The sequence below is a fragment of the Pseudomonas parasichuanensis genome, assembly GCF_021601385.1.
GTDB lineage: Bacteria > Pseudomonadota > Gammaproteobacteria > Pseudomonadales > Pseudomonadaceae > Aquipseudomonas > Aquipseudomonas parasichuanensis.
In genome coordinates this window covers 1-15,858 of the sequence record NZ_BQHO01000017.1, presented here as the reverse complement: position 1 = coordinate 15,858, position 15,858 = coordinate 1, and the positions used below count along the sequence as shown (strand labels likewise).

The following is a 15,858-nucleotide window of genomic DNA, read 5'->3' as shown; positions in this document are numbered from 1 at the left end:
CTTGCGCTGTTGTGCCTGCTGGCGGTCTGGCTGTCGCTGGCGCTGGGGCCGGTCAGCCTGCCGCTGTTCGATACCCTGCGCGCAGGCGTGCGCCTGATCGGCGTGCCGATCGACGGTGCGGGGCTTGAGCAGGCGGAAATGATCCTCGGCCAGATCCGCCTGCCGCGTACCCTGCTGGGGCTGGCGGTGGGCGCGGTGCTGGCGCTGTCAGGGGTGGCCATGCAGGGGCTGTTCCGCAACCCGCTGGCCGATCCGGGGCTGGTGGGGGTGGCCAGTGGTGCGGCGTTGGGTGCGGCGGTGGCGATCGTGGGGGGCAGCTGGGTGGGCGGCATCGCCGAGTGGTTTGCGCCGTACCTGCTGTCGTTGTGTGCCTTCATCGGCGGCCTGGGGGTGACCGCGATGGTCTATCGCCTTGGCCGGCGTGACGGCCAGACCAACGTGGCGACCATGCTGCTGGCCGGTATCGCCATGACCGCTCTGGGTGGCTCGGCGGTCGGGTTGTTCACCTACCTGGCCGATGACGCGACCTTGCGCACCCTGACGTTCTGGAACCTCGGCAGCCTCAACGGCGCCAGCTACGAGCGGCTGTGGCCGCTGTTGCTGGTGGCGGTGGCGGTGGCGCTATGGTTGCCACGGCGCGCCCAGGCGCTCAATGCCCTGCTGCTGGGCGAGTCGGAGGCCCGCCACCTGGGGGTCGATGTGGAAGCGCTCAAGCGTGAGTTGGTGTTCTGCACCGCGCTGGGTGTCGGCGCGGCGGTGGCGGCGGCAGGCCTGATCGGTTTCATCGGCCTGGTGGTGCCACACCTGGTACGCCTGCTGGCGGGGCCGGATCATCGCGTGCTGTTGCCGGCGTCGCTGCTGGCCGGTGGCACCCTGCTGCTGCTCGCCGACCTGATCGCGCGCCTGGCCCTGGCGCCGGCAGAGCTGCCGATCGGTATCGTCACGGCCTTCATCGGGGCACCGTTCTTCCTGTTCTTGCTGGTCAAGGGGCGCAACTGATGCTCGATGTCGAAGGCCTGTCGCTCACGCGTGGCAGCAGCGAGGTGCTGCACGGTATCCATCTGCAACTGCGCCCTGGGCAGATCCTCGGCGTACTCGGCCCCAATGGTGCCGGCAAGAGCAGCCTGCTCGGCGCCCTGTGCGGTGAGCTGGCGCCCAGTGCCGGGCGGGTGCGTCTGGATGGGCGCGGGCTTGAAGACTGGCCCGGGCAGGCGCGGGCGCGGCGACTGGCGGTGTTGCCGCAGGTGTCCAGCCTGGGCTTCGGCTTCAGTGTCGAAGAGGTGGTCGGCCTGGGCCGGCTACCCCATGCCAGTGGCCGGCAGCGCGACCGGGAGATCGTGGAGGCGGCATTGCAGGCGGCCGATGCCGGGCACCTGGGCGAGCGCAGTTACCTGGCCCTCTCCGGCGGGGAGCGCCAGCGTGTGCACCTGGCCCGCGTGCTGGCCCAACTGTGGCCGGGCGAGGCCGGTACCACGCTGTTGCTCGACGAGCCCACCTCCATGCTCGACCCGCTGCACCAGCACACCACGCTGCAGGCGGTACGCAGTTTTGCCGACCGTGGTGCGGCGGTGCTGGTGATCCTGCATGACCTGAACCTGGCGGCCCGCTACTGTGACCATATCCTGCTGCTGGAGCAGGGACGTTGCCACGCCCTGGATACGCCGGAGGCGGTACTGACCCCGGCAGCACTCAAGGCGGTGTTCGGCATCGATGTGCTGGTGCAGGCGCACCCGGAGCGGGGCCATCCGTTGATCATCACTCGCTAGGAGCTTCAGTCATGCGTCACCTCATGTCGGTCTGCCTGGTACTGCTACTGGCATTGGCGGGGTGCCAGGCCAGCCTGCCGCCACTGCCTGCCTGGCAAAGCAGCGAGGGCCGGGACAGCGCGCAACTGGGCCAGATCCGCGACCTGGCCGGCGGCCGGTTGATCACCCCGGAGCAACTGGTCGAGCGCCTTGCCAGTGAGCCTCGGGTGCTGGTCGGCGAGCAGCATGACAACCCCGATCACCATGCCCTGCAGCTCTGGTTGCTGCGCGCCCTGGAGAGCCGTCGGCCACAAGGTAGCCTGCTGCTGGAGATGCTCCAGCCTGAACAGCAGCCGCTGGTCGATGCCTTGAAGCAGAGGCGGCCGCTGCCAGAGGACCTGCCCAAGGCTCTCGCCTGGCAGGATGGCTGGGACTGGACAATGTATGGGCCTATCGTCAGTGAAGCGCTGGCTCGGCCCTATCCGCTGTTGTCCGCCAACCTCTCCCCCGACGAAATGCGCCAGGCCTATCGTCAACCCTTGAGCCCGTCGGGTGCGCGCAGCAATGCCGCGACTGTGCTGCAGGCATTGCGCGAGCAGGTGCGTGCCGGGCATTGCAACCTGCTGCCGGAAAGCCAGCTGCCGGCGATGCTGGCTGTGCAGCAACAGCGCGACCGGCGCATGGCCGAACGCCTGCTGAGCGCGCCGCAACCCGCGTTGCTGTTCGCCGGCAGTTATCACGCGCGCAAGGACCTGGGCGTGCCCTTGCACCTGGCAGACCTGGGGGCCACAGGGGAAAGCAAGGTGCTGTTATTGGCGCAGGTAGGCGAGGCGGTCGAGCCAGGCATGGCGGATTTCGTCTGGTATACCGCGGCGCTGCCCGAGCAGGATTACTGCGCCCAGCTGCGCAAAGGCCAGTAAATCGCAGGCAAAAAAAGACCCGGCAAAGTGCCGGGTCAATAACCGTGATTAGCCTGATGAGGAGATAATCTGAGAGTCCGAACCAGGGGCTTTCAGGTTACCCAACCAGTCTCGCGACCAGTTGTGATAATCATAACGATTCTCATTACCGAGTCAATGCCTTCAGGCATTTATTTTTCCACCTTCTGGGGAAGGCTCTTCGCGTCGAGCTGCTGGTTCAGTGCTTCTTTGCGTTCGACCGGCAGATCGTTCCAATGCATGTCCAGCAAGGCACCCTCTATGGCGTACAACAACACCTTGGAAGCCCGAAAACCTCGCGTTCTCACCGCTTGATAGGCACCTACCGCGCCCAGGCGGCGCAGGTCCGATGCACTGTGGATACCGACGGCATGCAGCCACTGCGCGGAGGTCTTGCCAAGATTTTTCAGGTGCTGCAATTCATCGTTCATCGAGCCTCCTTGCGATGGCTGAACGGGTCTTGGGGATAAATCGCGAGCAGGTCAGAGAGGAGTGTAGCGGGGGTTGGAAAATGCGCGGCCTTTTGCCATCGGGGCCCGACCGGTTGCCGCCCCGGGGCGCGGGGCGGTGCCGGGCTGCGCCTCAGCGCGTGGTGCGGTAGCGCAGACGCGTGCCGAACTTCAACGACATGAGTATCTCGTCGGCGCTCAATTCGCTGGGGAAGTAGGTGCCGGAGATCTGTGCATGGGCAATGCTCGCGCCTTCGAGGCCGGTTTCCCGCAGGTCGAGGCCGCGCAGGTCGGCGGCACGAAAATACGCATCGGTGAAGTCGATGCCACGCACGTCGAGGTTGCGCAGGTCCAGGCCACGAAAATCGCCGCCGCGAAAATCGATGGGGGCGTCCGTTGGTTTCTCGCGGTTGAAGGTCGCGATCTTCTCGTCGCGGACCAGGGCGTACAGGACGTTGTCCAGCTGCCGGGGTTGGTTCATGGCGGCGCCTCCTCGTGGGGTGTGATGATATTGTAATGACATCACTGAGGAGGCGCCGGACTTCAGGCGTGAACTGTCGACTGCTTCACGCCTGGGCGTCAAAGGCCGGGCAGGTGCTGGCGGATCTGCTCGATCAGCTGGTCCATGCTGGCGCTTTCCTGGGTCTCGACGCGCTTGCTGTGCTTTTGCTCCTCGGCATCGAGCGGTTCACGGCTGGCTTGCTGGGCTTTGACCACTTCGAGGGTGGCATCGGAAGGGTCGACATTATCGGCCTGGCGCTGCGCCAGCCAGCTCTCGATGACGGCTTCGGGGGCGTGGCAGTCGAGAATCAGCAACGGTGCGCCGGTCTTGCTGGCAACCTCGGCTGCGGCCTTGCGCTGCTCGTGCTTGAGGTAGGTGGCGTCCAGCACCACTGGGAAGCCGGCACGCAGGATGATTTCTGCAAGCGTGTGCAGGCGCTGGTAGGTCGCGGCGCTGGACTGCTGGTCATAGATCCCGGCCTGCAATTGGCCGGCCTGTGCCTGCTGCTGCTGACCGAACAGACGCTTGCGTTCGACATCGGAGCGTACGCGCACCGCGCCCAGCGCTTCGACCAGGCGCATGGCCACATGGCTTTTACCCACCGCCGAAACACCGTGGGTGATCGCCAGCAGGCGCGATGGGATGGCGCTGTAGCTTTCCGCCAGGTTGGCGTAGTTGCGGTAGGTACGCAGGGTGGTGGCGCGCTGTACGCCATCGGCGTCGGCCGGCATGCTGAACAGCGCGACCTTGGCCCGTACCAGGGCGCGGTAGGCCTTGTAGAAGTTCAGCAGCTCCAGGCCCTGGTAGTCGCCGGTCAGCTCCAGGTACTGGCTGATGAAGCGCCGCGACAGGCACTTGAGGCCACGGTCCTCGAGGTCCATGGCAAGGAAGCCGACGTCGGCGTAGACATCGGTCAGGCGGAACGGCTCGTTGAACTCGATGCAGTCGAAGATCACCACCTTGCCGTCGATCAGGGTGGCGTTGCCCAGGTGGATGTCACCGTGGCATTCGCGGATGAACCCGTCGGCCTTGCGTGTTTCGAGCAGGCCATGCAGGCGCTTGAAGCTGTCCTGGGCCCAGGCTTGCAGGTTGTCGAGCTGCTGTAGGTCGGCCTTGTCGCTGAGGAACGGGCGGATCTGCTCGAAATTCTGCTCCACCGGGGCCATGACCGCCTCGGGCGTGCCCAGCGGGTGCTCGACGGCGACTCTAGGCGCCTGCAGGTGGAACTCGGCAATCTGCCGGGCCATCTGGTCAATGTGGCCGGCGTTCAGCTCACCGTTGGCCTGCAGGGTGCTGAGCATCTGGCCCTGAGGGAACTGGCGCATTTTCAGCGCGTACTCGATCGGCGCGCCGGCGCCGCCCAGCTGCGGGGCTTCGGCGCTGCCGGTGATCGGCAGCACTTCCAGGTACAGGCCCTCGGTCAGGCGCTGGTTCAGGCGCAGTTCTTCATGGCAGAAATGCCCGCGCTGATCCAGCCCGGTGAAGTCGAGGAAGCCGAAGTTCATGGGCTTCTTGATCTTGTAGGCGAACTCGCCGGTCAGCAGTACCCAGGAGATGTGCGTTTCGATGAGCTGGAAGCCCTCGACGGGGTGCGGATAGAGTGCTGGGTTCTGCAGCGCGCTGATCAGGGCTTGGCTCACAAGTGATCCTTTCGGGGTCAGGGAATTCGAAGGCGCCATTATGGTCAATGGTGGCGTGCCTGCAAACCGCCTGTGGGCGCCTGCCTCCCTTTTTGAAAGTGCGTATACTCCGCCGCCATGACACGTACCCGAACTTCCCGCACCCCTAAAAAACAGCCGACCGGCCGCGCGCGCGCCTGGTTGGGCTGGGCACTCAAGCTCAGCCTGGTCGGCCTTGTCCTGATCGCCGGCTTCGCGGTCTACCTCGATGCGACTGTGCAGGAGAAGTTCTCCGGCAAGCGCTGGACCATCCCGGCCAAGGTGTATGCCCGGCCGCTGGAGCTGTTCGTCGGCCAGAAGCTGAGCAGGAACGACTTCCTCACCGAGCTCGATGCCCTCGGCTACCGTCGCGAAGGTGCCGCCAATGGCCCGGGCGCTGCGTCGATCAACGGTAACAACGTCGACCTCAATACCCGTGGCTTCCAGTTCTATGAAGGCATGGAGCCGGCGCAGTTCGTGCGTGTGCGTTTCTCTGGCGACTACGTCGCCGGGCTCAGCGGTGCCAACGGCGGCAAGCTCGACGTGGTGCGCCTGGAGCCGCTGATGATCGGCGGCATCTACCCGAAGAACCTTGAAGACCGCATCCTGATCAAGATCGACCAGGTGCCGCCGTACCTGCTCGAAACCCTGATCGCCACGGAAGACCGCGATTTCTACAGCCACTTTGGCGTATCGCCCAAGTCCATCGCCCGGGCCGTCTGGGTGAATACCTCCTCGGGCGCCATGCGCCAGGGCGGCAGTACCCTGACCCAGCAGCTGGTGAAGAACTTCTTCCTCACCAACGAGCGCAGCCTCAGCCGCAAGCTGACCGAAGCCATGATGGCCGTGCTGCTGGAGATGCACTACGACAAGCGCGAGATCCTCGAGGCGTACCTGAACGAAGTGTTCGTCGGCCAGGACGGCCAGCGCGCGGTGCATGGTTTCGGCCTGGCCAGCCAGTTCTTCTTCAGCCAGCCGCTGCAGGAACTCAAGCTGCACCAGATCGCCTTGTTGGTGGGCATGGTCAAGGGGCCGTCCTACTACAACCCGCGTCGTTACCCCGAGCGCGCCCTGCAGCGCCGCAACCTGGTGCTCGACCTGCTGGCCGAGCAGGGCGTGGCCAGCCAGGACGTGGTCGATGCGGCGAAGAAGATGCCGCTGGGCGTGACCAAGCGCGGCAGCCTGGCCGACAGCTCGTTCCCGGCGTTTCTCGATCTGGTCAAGCGCCAGTTGCGCCAGGACTACCGCGACGAAGACTTGACCGAAGAAGGCCTGCGCATCTTCACCAGTTTCGACCCGATCCTGCAGATGAAGGCCGAAACCGCCATGAGCGAGACGTTCAAGCGGCTGGCCGGGCGCAAGGGCGCCGACGAGGTGGAGTCGGCGATGGTCGTCACCAACCCGGAAACAGGCGAGGTGCAGGCGCTGATCGGCAGCCGCCAGTCGGGCTTTGCCGGTTTCAACCGTGCCATCGACGCCGTGCGGCCGATCGGCTCGCTGGTCAAGCCGGCGGTCTACCTCACCGCGCTTGAGCAGCCGAGCAAGTACAGCCTGACCACCCGGGTGCAGGACGAGCCGTTCTCGGTCAAAGGCGCGGACGGCCAAGTGTGGCGACCGCAGAACTACGACCGCCGGCCCCATGGCACCATCTACCTGTATCAGGGCCTGGCCAACTCCTACAACCTGTCGACCGCCAAGCTCGGCCTGGAAGTGGGTGTGCCGAACGTGATCAAGACCATCGGCCGCTTGGGTGTGCAGGTGGACTGGCCAGCGTTCCCGTCGATGCTGCTGGGCGCCGGCGGCATGTCGCCGATGCAGGTCGCAACCATGTACCAGACCATCGCCAACGGTGGTTTCAATACACCGATGCGCGGCATTCGCAGCGTGCTTACCGCCGAAGGCGAGCCGCTCAAGCGTTACCCGTTCCAGATCCAGCAAACCTTCGACCCCGGTGCCATCTATCTGGTGCAGAACGCCATGCAGCGGGTAATGCGTGAAGGTACCGGGCGCTCGGTGTATAGCGTACTGCCCAGCTCATTGACGCTGGCGGGCAAGACCGGCACCAGTAACGATTCGCGCGACAGTTGGTTCTCCGGCTTCAGCCAGGACCTGCTGGCGGTGGTCTGGCTGGGCCGCGACGACAACGGCAAGACGCCGTTCACCGGTGCCACCGGTGCGCTGCAGGTGTGGACCAGCTTCATGAAGAAGGCCGACCCGCTGCCGCTGGACATGCCGCAACCGGACAACGTGGTGCAGGCCTGGATCGACCCTTACAGCGGCCAGGGTTCCGACGGTAGCTGTCCGGGAGCGGTGCAGATGCCGTATATTCGCGGCAGCGAACCGCCCGCTGGCGCCACTTGTGGTGGCGAACAGAACCCGGCCGAGCAGGTCATGGATTGGGTCAAGGGGTGGATGAATTGAGCACGAGCTTTTGAAGAGGGTGTGAAGTGAAGAAGTGGTGGATTCCTGCCTTGACCGCGGTAGCCGTGCTGCAAGGCTGCTCCAGTGTGCCGCGTGGCAACATCCCGGTGGTGGATTCGAGCACCCGGGTTTCCAACAGTGAGCGGGTCCAGGCCACGCGTAACTCGGCCTACCCGACCAGCGGCGGCAGCAGCCAGGCCCAGTCGTTGCCAGAGGAAGGCGGTGTCACCGTGATGATCCCGCAAGGCACTGGCGGCGCGCCGATCAGCACCACGCCGATCAGCACTGGGCCGATCAGCACCGGGCCGATTACTCCGGGCCCGGTCAGCAGCGGCCCCATCACCACCAACCCCAACCCGGTGGCCGATGAGCCGTTCGACATCGCCTCGATGAGCAACCCTTCGGTAGCCACTCAGGCGCCGACTGGCATTCCGCGTGCCAACAGCGGCGGCTTGTCCGCCGACGAGCAGCTCGATGGCCCGGTGCTGGCGCTGCTGACCACCGCCCAGCAACAGCAGGGCAGTGGTGACCTCAACGGCGCCTCATCCAGCCTGGAACGGGCCCAGCGCATCGCCCCGCGCGAGCCACAAGTGCTGTTCCGCCTGGCCCAGGTGCGCCTGTCGCAAGGTGATGCGGCGCAGTCCGAGCAACTGGCCCGTCGCGCGCTGACCTACGCCAACGGCCGCCCCGACCTGCAGGCGCAGTTGTGGAACACCATCGCCCAGGCCCGTGAGAAGCAGGGCGACAGTGCCGGTGCTGCGCTGGCGCGGCAGAAGGCACGGGTCAACCTGTGATGGAGCAGCGCATTCTCGATATCGCCGACCATCTGCTGCTGATCGAGCAAGAGCTCAAGGTCCAGGGCTGGTGGAGTGCTGATACGCCCAGCGACCAGATGCTGGCCAGCACGGTGCCGTTCGCGGTGGACAGCATGAGCTTCGAGCAGTGGCTGCAATGGATCTTCCTGCCACGCATGAAGCTGATCCTGGAGCACGGGCTGGCGCTGCCGAATGCCTCGGGGATCCTGGTGATGGCCGAGACGGTGTTTGTCGATCGCCCGGAACAAAGCCGCGCGCTACGGCGCCTGTTGGCAGAATTCGATCAATTGATCGCGCCTTCCGCCTGATTTCTTCTCTTTTTCCTTTAAGGGCCGCAGATTGTGGCCCTTTTTTATGGAAATCTTTCTAATTCTGCTGCTGCTCGCCTTTTTAGTGGTTGCAGCGATTCATCTTGCGGAAAAATTGGCAATAATTTTTCTTGACTTGTTGGCGCCAAATCACAAGAATCCAGATTCCGCTGTAGAGGGACTGCCAGAAGCAGACCCGCTAAGCAGATCATGAGGCGCACACCCGCGCCGACTTGTAACACCCCGCAACGCGTTACCTCGCGCTGGGTGGGAAAGCCCGCAACACACCAGGGCATTCCCAATACTTGCTCAGTCAGTGCTGACGTTCGCTCATGCTCTGCTTGGCAGTAAACCTATTAAGACCCGTCCAGTGAGGACGGTATTCTGGCGTTTTAGAGGTGAACAACGTGGAGCTTTTATCTGGCGCTGAGATGGTCGTCCGCTTCTTGCGTGACGAGGGCGTTAAGCACATCTACGGGTACCCTGGCGGTGCTCTCCTTCATGTTTACGATGCACTGTTCAAGGAACCGGAAGTCCAGCACATCCTGGTCCGTCACGAACAGGCTGCCACCCATATGGCGGACGGTTACGCCCGTGCCACCGGCAAGGCCGGCGTGGTGCTGGTGACTTCCGGTCCAGGTGCGACCAATGCCATCACCGGCATTGCCACCGCCTACATGGACTCCATTCCGATGGTCATCCTGTCTGGCCAGGTGCCCAGCACCATGGTCGGCACCGATGCCTTCCAGGAAACCGACATGATCGGTATTTCCCGGCCGATCGTGAAGCACAGCTTCATGGTCAAGCATGCTTCGGAAATCCCGGAAGTTCTGAAAAAAGCTTTCTATCTTGCGCAATCCGGCCGTCCCGGCCCGGTCGTGGTCGACATTCCAAAAGATATGACCAACCCGGCTGAGAAGTTCGAGTACATCTACCCGAAAAAGGTCAAGCTGCGTTCGTATAGCCCGGCTGTACGTGGCCATTCCGGCCAGATCCGCAAGGCAGCCGAAATGCTCCTGGCGGCCAAGCGCCCGATCGTCTACTCCGGCGGCGGCGTAATCCTCGGCGGTGGCTCCGAAGCCCTCACCGAAATCGCCAAGTCGCTGAACCTGCCGGTCACCAACACCCTCATGGGCCTCGGTGGCTTCCCGGGTACCGATCGCCAGTTCGTCGGCATGCTGGGCATGCACGGCAGCTACACCGCCAACCTGGCGATGCACAATGCCGATGTGATCTTCGCGGTCGGCGTGCGGTTCGACGACCGCGTGGTCAACGGCCCGGCCAAGTTCTGCCCGAACGCCAAGATCATCCACATCGACATCGACCCGGCGTCGATCTCGAAGATGATCAAGGCCGACGTGCCGATTGTCGGCCCGGTCGAAAGCGTGCTCAACGAAATGCTCGGCATCCTCAAGGAAATCGGCGAGCAGCCTGACAAGGCGGCGCTGGATGCCTGGTGGAAGCAGATCGACGAATGGCGTGGCGACGGCGGCCTGTTCCCTTATGACAAGGGCGACGGTAACGTCATCAAGCCGCAGCAGGTCATCGAGACACTGTGCGAAGTGACCAAGGGCGATGCCTTCGTCACCTCCGACGTGGGCCAGCACCAGATGTTCGCGGCGCAGTACTACCGCTTCAACAAGCCCAACCGCTGGATCAACTCCGGTGGCCTGGGCACCATGGGCTTCGGTTTCCCGGCGGCCATGGGTATCAAGCTCAACTTCCCGGAGCATGACGTGGCCTGCGTCACTGGCGAAGGCAGCATCCAGATGAACATCCAGGAGCTGTCCACCTGCATGCAGTACGGCCTGCCGGTGAAGATCGTCAACATGAACAACGGTGTGTTGGGCATGGTCCGCCAGTGGCAGGACATGGCTTACAACGGTCGCCACTCGCATTCCTATGTCGAGTCGCTGCCTGACTTCGTCAAGCTGGCCGAGGCCTATGGTCATGTGGGTATCCGCATCACCAGCCTGAAGGACCTCAAGCCGAAGCTGGAAGAAGCGTTTGCCATGAAAGACCGCCTGGTCTTCATCGACATCGCGATCGACCGTACCGAGCACGTCTATCCGATGCAGATCAAGGATGGCTCGATGCGTGACATGTGGCTGAGCAAGACGGAGCGTACCTGATATGCGGCACATCATTTCCCTGCTGCTGGAAAACGAACCCGGTGCCTTGTCTCGCGTGGTCGGCCTGTTCTCCCAGCGCAACTACAACATCGAAAGCCTGACCGTGGCGCCGACCGAAGACCCGACCCTGTCGCGTCTGACGTTGACCACCGTCGGCCATGATGAAGTGATCGAACAGATCACCAAGAACCTGAACAAGCTGGTCGAAGTGGTCAAGTTGGTCGACCTGTCGGAGAGCGCCCACATCGAGCGCGAACTGATGCTGGTCAAGGTCAAGGCCACCGGTGCCCAGCGCGCCGAGATCAAGCGCACCACGGATATCTTCCGTGGCCAGATCGTCGATGTGACCGCCAGTGTGTACACCGTGCAGCTGAGCGGCACCAGCGACAAACTGGACAGCTTCATCCAGGCCATCGGCACCGCATCGATTCTCGAAACCGTGCGCAGTGGCGTCACCGGCATTGCCCGTGGCGACAAAGTGCTCAGCATCTAACTTCAAAAATTAGCGATGGCTCCGCAGGGGCCGAGATATAACCAGGGGTATTTCATGAAAGTTTTCTACGATAAAGACTGCGACCTTTCCATCATCCAGGGCAAGAAAGTCGCCATCATCGGTTACGGCTCCCAGGGCCACGCTCAGGCGTGCAACCTGAAGGACTCCGGTGTAGACGTTACCGTCGGTCTGCGTAAAGGCTCGGCCACCGTTGCCAAGGCAGAAGCCCACGGCCTGAAAGTAGCCGACGTGGCCACCGCCGTCGCTGCTGCCGACCTGGTCATGATCCTCACCCCGGACGAGTTCCAGGGCCAGCTGTACAAGAACGAGATCGAGCCGAACATCAAGAAAGGCGCCACCCTGGCCTTCTCCCACGGCTTCTCGATCCACTACAACCAGGTTGTTCCGCGTGCCGACCTCGACGTGATCATGATCGCGCCGAAGGCCCCGGGCCACACCGTGCGCTCCGAGTTCGTCAAAGGCGGCGGCATCCCTGACCTGATCGCCATCTACCAGGACGCTTCGGGCAATGCCAAGAACGTCGCCCTGTCCTACGCCGCTGGCGTCGGTGGCGGCCGTACCGGCATCATCGAAACCACCTTCAAGGACGAGACCGAAACCGACCTGTTCGGTGAGCAGGCTGTTCTGTGCGGCGGTACCGTCGAGCTGGTCAAAGCCGGTTTCGAAACCCTGGTCGAAGCGGGCTATGCCCCGGAAATGGCCTACTTCGAGTGCCTGCACGAGCTGAAGCTGATCGTTGACCTCATGTACGAAGGCGGCATCGCCAACATGAACTACTCGATCTCCAACAACGCCGAGTACGGTGAGTACGTCACCGGCCCTGAAGTCATCAACGAAGAATCCCGCAAGGCCATGCGCAACGCTCTGAAGCGCATCCAGGACGGCGAATACGCGAAGATGTTCATCAGCGAAGGTGCCACCAACTACCCGTCGATGACCGCCAAGCGCCGTAACAACGCCGCCCACGGCATCGAAATCATCGGCGAGCAACTGCGTTCGATGATGCCGTGGATCTCGGCCAACAAGATCGTCGACAAGAGCAAGAACTAAGTCTTGCTTGGCTGAATGAAAAACGCGGCTTCGGCCGCGTTTTTTCGTTTGCGCGGCCGGCTTCTGGTATAAAGCGACCAGTGGCTCGCCGTCAGAACCCATTTCGCGGGCCCGTGTCGAACATATTCCACCCCCGTTGCAAGGTACTTTTCATGAGCGAACGTCCCGAAGAGCCGAACAAGCCCTCCGACGCCGAAAGCCTGCTACCGATCGATGAGCATGTCGAAGAAGGGCATGACGCCGAAGGCCGCAAGGTCCGTCACCGCGGCATCTACCTGCTGCCCAACCTGTTCACCACCGCCAACCTGTTTGCCGGTTTCTATTCCATCATCAGTTCGATGAGCGCGCAGAGCGCCCTGAGTGCTGGTGACCCGCGCGAGGCGAGCAAGTATTTCGCCTTCGCTGCCATCGCGATCTTCGTCGCCATGGTGCTCGACGGCCTCGACGGCCGTGTGGCGCGCATGACCAACACCCAGAGCGCCTTCGGTGCCGAGTACGACTCGCTGTCGGACATGGTCGCCTTTGGTGTGGCGCCGGCGTTGCTGGCCTTCGGCTGGGCACTGGGTGACATGGGCAAGGTCGGCTGGATGGTTGCCTTCATCTATGTAGCCGGTGCCGCACTACGCCTGGCACGCTTCAATACCCAGGTCGGTACTGCCGACAAACGCTACTTCATCGGCCTGGCCAGCCCGGCTGCGGCGGGTGTTGTGGCGGGCACGGTATGGGCGTTCAGCGATTACGGCATCCAGGGTTCCAAGCTGTCGTTCCTGGTGGCCTTGCTGGTAGCTGCCGCCGGCATGCTGATGGTCAGCAACATCAAGTACAACAGCTTCAAGGAGCTGGACCTCAAGGGGCGCGTACCTTTCGTTGCGATCCTGGCGGTGGTGCTGGTCTTCGCTGTGGTGTTCAGCGACCCGCCCCGTATCCTGTTGCTGATCTTCCTCGCTTACGCGGTTTCTGGTCCGCTGCAGTATCTGCTGCGTGGTCGCCGCAAGTCTTCGTGACGATTTAATCGTGGAATAACCTGCCGGCTCCATAGTCTTATGGGTACATCAGTTGCCCGTACTGTGGAGCCGTCATGCTGATCAAACTCCCCCGATCGTCCGACTGCGCGTCGGCACAGGTCACCCCGGAACACATCTACCTTTCCCGTCGCAGCATGCTGGGTGGCACCTTGGCAGGCTTGGCCCTGGGCGCTTTGCCGGGCCTGGCCGGGGCCGCGGAGCCGTCATTTTATGCCGATGCCGCGGGTGGGGCGGCGCCTGCGTGGTTCACCGATAAGCTGGGTGCCACGCGCTGGCAGGCCGTCACTGTGAAGGGCGAGGCCATTACACCGTTCAAGGACGCCACTCATTACAACAACTTCTATGAGTTCGGGCCCGATAAAGGCGACCCCGACGCCAATGCGGGCAGCCTGAAGACCGAGCCCTGGAGCCTGGTGGTCGATGGCGAGGTGGCAAAGCCCGGGCGCTATGCGCTGGAGGATTTCGTCAAACCCTATCAGCTCGAGGAGCGTATTTATCGACTGCGCTGTGTAGAGGCCTGGTCGATGGTCATTCCGTGGTTGGGCTTTCCCCTGGCGGATGTGCTCAAGCAGGTCGAGCCGACCTCCAAGGCGCGGTATGTCCGTTTCGAAACGCTGCAGGATCCCAAGAGCATGCCCGGGCAGCGCTCCGGTTTTGCCTTGATCGACTGGCCCTATGTAGAAGGGCTGCGCCTGGACGAGGCGATGAACCCGTTGGCTATTCTCGCCGTGGGTATGTATGGCCGGGAGTTGGCCAACCAGAACGGTGCGCCGCTGCGCTTGGTGGTGCCGTGGAAGTACGGCTTCAAGAGCATAAAGTCGATCGTGCGCATCAGCCTGGTGGCGGAGCAACCGCGTACCACCTGGCAAGGCCTGGCGCCGGATGAATACGGCTTCTATGCCAACGTCAACCCGACGGTCGATCACCCGCGCTGGACTCAGGCCCGCGAGCGGCGCTTGCCCAGTGGGTTGTTCAGCCCGAACGTGCGGGAGACGCAGATGTTCAATGGCTATGCCGAAGAGGTGGCGTCGCTGTACACCGGGCTTGATCTGCGGAAGAACTATTGATGCGTTATCCCTGGTTGCGATTGGCGATCTTCATGTTCGGCTGTCTGTTTCCGGCCTGGTGGCTGTATCAGGCGGCGTCGGGGCAGCTCGATCCTGATCCGGGCAAGATTCTGGTGGATAGGCTTGGGCTGGGGGCGCTGGTCTTTTTATTGATCACCTTGAGCATGACGCCGTTGCAGAAGTTGACGGGGTGGTCGGGCTGGATCGTGGTGCGGCGGCAACTGGGGTTGTGGTGCTTTGCTTATATAGTGCTGCACCTGGCTTCTTACATGGTTTTCATTCTGGGCCTGGATTGGGGGCAACTGGGGGTCGAGCTGCGCAAGCGGCCGTACATTATTGTCGGCGCGTTGGGTTTTCTTGGCTTGCTGGCGTTGGCGGTCACCTCCAATCGCTACAGTCAGCGACGGTTAGGCGCGCGTTGGAAGAAGCTGCACAAGCTGGTGTATGTGATTCTTGGGTTGGGGTTGCTGCATTTCTTGTGGATCGTGCGTTCGGATCTGAAGGAGTGGGCGATCTATGCGGGGGTGGGGGCTTTGTTGATGATGATGCGAGTGCCGGCGGTGGCGAAGCGCGTGCCGCGGTTGGTCAGGGGGCGGGGGAGGGTGGTCTGAGACACGGAAAGGCTAAAGGTGATCAGCCGGTAGCCGTGATGCGGTCTTTTTCCCTTATGTTTCAAGTTATTGAAATTAAAGGTTGACGGGGTTTCAGATCCCCTTATAATGCGCCCCACTTCCAGCGACAACGGAACGCAAAACTCCTTGAGATTCAACGAGTTAAGCGATTCGAAAGATCCGGAAGCGTTTCGGTCTCACGATCGGCAGCGGTGAAAAAGGTGGTTGACAGCAGGTTGTAGCGCTGTATGATTCGCCTCCCGCTACGAGAGATCGCAGCGAGTTAAGCGGTTGAAGCTAAACGAGTTTTTCGGAAAAAACTTCAAAATAAACGCTTGACAGCAAATGAGGAAAGCGTAGAATGCGCGCCTCGGTTGAGGCGAAAAGCTCTTAGCCAAACGCTCTTTAACAAATTGAATCAAGCAATTCGTGTGGGTGCTTGTGAGTACGGACTGATAGTCAAAAAGATTATCAGCATCACAAGTGGCCATGCGAAAAATCACATAGTCATTTGAGATTGCTGAGCCAAGTTTAGGGTTTCTTAAAAACCCAAGCAGTATTGAACTGAAGAGTTTGATCATGGCTCAGATTGAACGCTGGCGGCAGGCCTAACACATGCAAGT

General features: G+C 62.4%; 15 protein-coding genes. 12 read left to right on the top strand and 3 right to left on the bottom strand.

Annotation, left to right across the window (positions count from 1 at the left end; translation table 11 throughout):
• Nucleotides 1-15: 15 nt before the first annotated feature.
• Genes L6D77_RS14870 through L6D77_RS14860 form a run of 3 tightly spaced genes read left to right on the top strand, consistent with a single transcriptional unit; the run spans nucleotide 16 to nucleotide 2,665 of the window.
• Entirely contained in the window at nucleotides 16-999 is a 984-nt protein-coding gene (locus L6D77_RS14870) for a FecCD family ABC transporter permease (protein ID WP_232884899.1), read from the top strand.
• Nucleotides 999-1,766 carry a heme ABC transporter ATP-binding protein gene (locus L6D77_RS14865; protein WP_232884887.1) on the top strand — a complete coding sequence of 256 codons (768 nt, stop codon included), beginning with the start codon at nucleotides 999-1,001 and terminating at the stop codon, nucleotides 1,764-1,766. The genes L6D77_RS14870 and L6D77_RS14865 overlap by 1 nt, the downstream gene beginning before the upstream one ends.
• A gap of 11 nt (nucleotides 1,767-1,777) precedes the next feature.
• Entirely contained in the window at nucleotides 1,778-2,665 is an 888-nt protein-coding gene (locus tag L6D77_RS14860) for a ChaN family lipoprotein (protein WP_232884888.1), read from the top strand.
• A gap of 170 nt (nucleotides 2,666-2,835) precedes the next feature.
• Here the strand turns inward: L6D77_RS14860 and L6D77_RS14855 are convergent, their stop codons facing one another.
• The 3 genes from L6D77_RS14855 to L6D77_RS14845 form a co-directional block, all read right to left on the bottom strand.
• Nucleotides 2,836-3,114, bottom strand: coding sequence for a TfoX/Sxy family protein (locus tag L6D77_RS14855; protein ID WP_232884889.1), 279 nt, complete (start codon nucleotides 3,112-3,114; stop codon nucleotides 2,836-2,838).
• 151 nt (nucleotides 3,115-3,265) lie between these two features.
• The gene (locus tag L6D77_RS14850) at nucleotides 3,266-3,613 is read right to left on the bottom strand and encodes a pentapeptide repeat-containing protein (RefSeq protein WP_232884890.1); all 348 of its coding nucleotides are present in this window, start codon (nucleotides 3,611-3,613) and stop codon (nucleotides 3,266-3,268) included.
• Nucleotides 3,614-3,711: 98 nt separating this feature from the next.
• Entirely contained in the window at nucleotides 3,712-5,274 is a 1,563-nt protein-coding gene (locus L6D77_RS14845) for a bifunctional aminoglycoside phosphotransferase/ATP-binding protein (RefSeq protein WP_232884891.1), read from the bottom strand.
• 117 nt (nucleotides 5,275-5,391) lie between these two features.
• Here L6D77_RS14845 and mrcB point away from each other — a divergent pair, with 117 nt between their 5' ends.
• The 9 genes from mrcB (at nucleotide 5,392) to msrQ (ending at nucleotide 15,235) form a co-directional block, all read left to right on the top strand.
• Nucleotides 5,392-7,713 (top strand): penicillin-binding protein 1B, encoded by a 2,322-nt coding sequence (gene mrcB / locus L6D77_RS14840; RefSeq protein WP_232884892.1) that lies wholly within the window; start codon nucleotides 5,392-5,394, stop codon nucleotides 7,711-7,713.
• 26 nt (nucleotides 7,714-7,739) lie between these two features.
• Nucleotides 7,740-8,507 carry a tetratricopeptide repeat protein gene (locus tag L6D77_RS14835; protein WP_232884893.1) on the top strand — a complete coding sequence of 256 codons (768 nt, stop codon included), beginning with the start codon at nucleotides 7,740-7,742 and terminating at the stop codon, nucleotides 8,505-8,507.
• On the top strand, nucleotides 8,504-8,836 hold the full coding sequence (locus L6D77_RS14830; RefSeq protein ID WP_232884894.1) for a YqcC family protein: 333 nt from the start codon (nucleotides 8,504-8,506) through the stop codon (nucleotides 8,834-8,836). Before L6D77_RS14835 ends, L6D77_RS14830 begins: the two co-directional genes overlap by 4 nt.
• A 407-nt stretch (nucleotides 8,837-9,243) precedes the next feature.
• Nucleotides 9,244-10,968 carry an acetolactate synthase 3 large subunit gene (locus L6D77_RS14825; protein WP_232884895.1) on the top strand — a complete coding sequence of 575 codons (1,725 nt, stop codon included), beginning with the start codon at nucleotides 9,244-9,246 and terminating at the stop codon, nucleotides 10,966-10,968.
• Nucleotide 10,969: 1 nt separating this feature from the next.
• Nucleotides 10,970-11,461: an acetolactate synthase small subunit gene (gene ilvN / locus L6D77_RS14820; RefSeq protein WP_003250040.1), complete on the top strand. Its 492-nt coding sequence runs from the start codon at nucleotides 10,970-10,972 to the stop codon at nucleotides 11,459-11,461.
• A gap of 54 nt (nucleotides 11,462-11,515) precedes the next feature.
• Entirely contained in the window at nucleotides 11,516-12,532 is a 1,017-nt protein-coding gene (ilvC, locus tag L6D77_RS14815) for a ketol-acid reductoisomerase (protein ID WP_125462571.1), read from the top strand.
• Between the two features lie 152 nt (nucleotides 12,533-12,684).
• Nucleotides 12,685-13,536: a CDP-diacylglycerol--serine O-phosphatidyltransferase gene (pssA, locus tag L6D77_RS14810; protein ID WP_232884896.1), complete on the top strand. Its 852-nt coding sequence runs from the start codon at nucleotides 12,685-12,687 to the stop codon at nucleotides 13,534-13,536.
• A gap of 74 nt (nucleotides 13,537-13,610) precedes the next feature.
• A complete protein-coding gene (gene msrP, locus L6D77_RS14805; protein WP_232884897.1) occupies nucleotides 13,611-14,624 on the top strand; it encodes a protein-methionine-sulfoxide reductase catalytic subunit MsrP in 1,014 nt (337 codons plus the stop codon).
• On the top strand, nucleotides 14,624-15,235 hold the full coding sequence (msrQ, locus tag L6D77_RS14800) for a protein-methionine-sulfoxide reductase heme-binding subunit MsrQ (RefSeq protein ID WP_232884898.1): 612 nt from the start codon (nucleotides 14,624-14,626) through the stop codon (nucleotides 15,233-15,235). The genes msrP and msrQ overlap by 1 nt, the downstream gene beginning before the upstream one ends.
• The last annotated feature ends 623 nt before the right edge of the window (nucleotides 15,236-15,858 follow it).

What these genes read in the sequence shown, in the direction of transcription:
- ilvC (WP_125462571.1), top strand. Translation starts at nt 11,516, where the DNA reads ATGAAAGTTTTCTACGATAAAGACTGCGACCTTTCCATCATCCAGGGC.
- mrcB (WP_232884892.1), top strand. Translation starts at nt 5,392, where the DNA reads ATGACACGTACCCGAACTTCCCGCACCCCTAAAAAACAGCCGACCGGC.
- L6D77_RS14860 (WP_232884888.1), top strand. Translation starts at nt 1,778, where the DNA reads ATGCGTCACCTCATGTCGGTCTGCCTGGTACTGCTACTGGCATTGGCG.
- ilvN (WP_003250040.1), top strand. Translation starts at nt 10,970, where the DNA reads ATGCGGCACATCATTTCCCTGCTGCTGGAAAACGAACCCGGTGCCTTG.
- L6D77_RS14865 (WP_232884887.1), top strand. Translation starts at nt 999, where the DNA reads ATGCTCGATGTCGAAGGCCTGTCGCTCACGCGTGGCAGCAGCGAGGTG.
- pssA (WP_232884896.1), top strand. Translation starts at nt 12,685, where the DNA reads ATGAGCGAACGTCCCGAAGAGCCGAACAAGCCCTCCGACGCCGAAAGC.
- msrP (WP_232884897.1), top strand. Translation starts at nt 13,611, where the DNA reads ATGCTGATCAAACTCCCCCGATCGTCCGACTGCGCGTCGGCACAGGTC.
- L6D77_RS14855 (WP_232884889.1), bottom strand. Translation starts at nt 3,114, where the DNA reads ATGAACGATGAATTGCAGCACCTGAAAAATCTTGGCAAGACCTCCGCG.
- L6D77_RS14850 (WP_232884890.1), bottom strand. Translation starts at nt 3,613, where the DNA reads ATGAACCAACCCCGGCAGCTGGACAACGTCCTGTACGCCCTGGTCCGC.
- msrQ (WP_232884898.1), top strand. Translation starts at nt 14,624, where the DNA reads ATGCGTTATCCCTGGTTGCGATTGGCGATCTTCATGTTCGGCTGTCTG.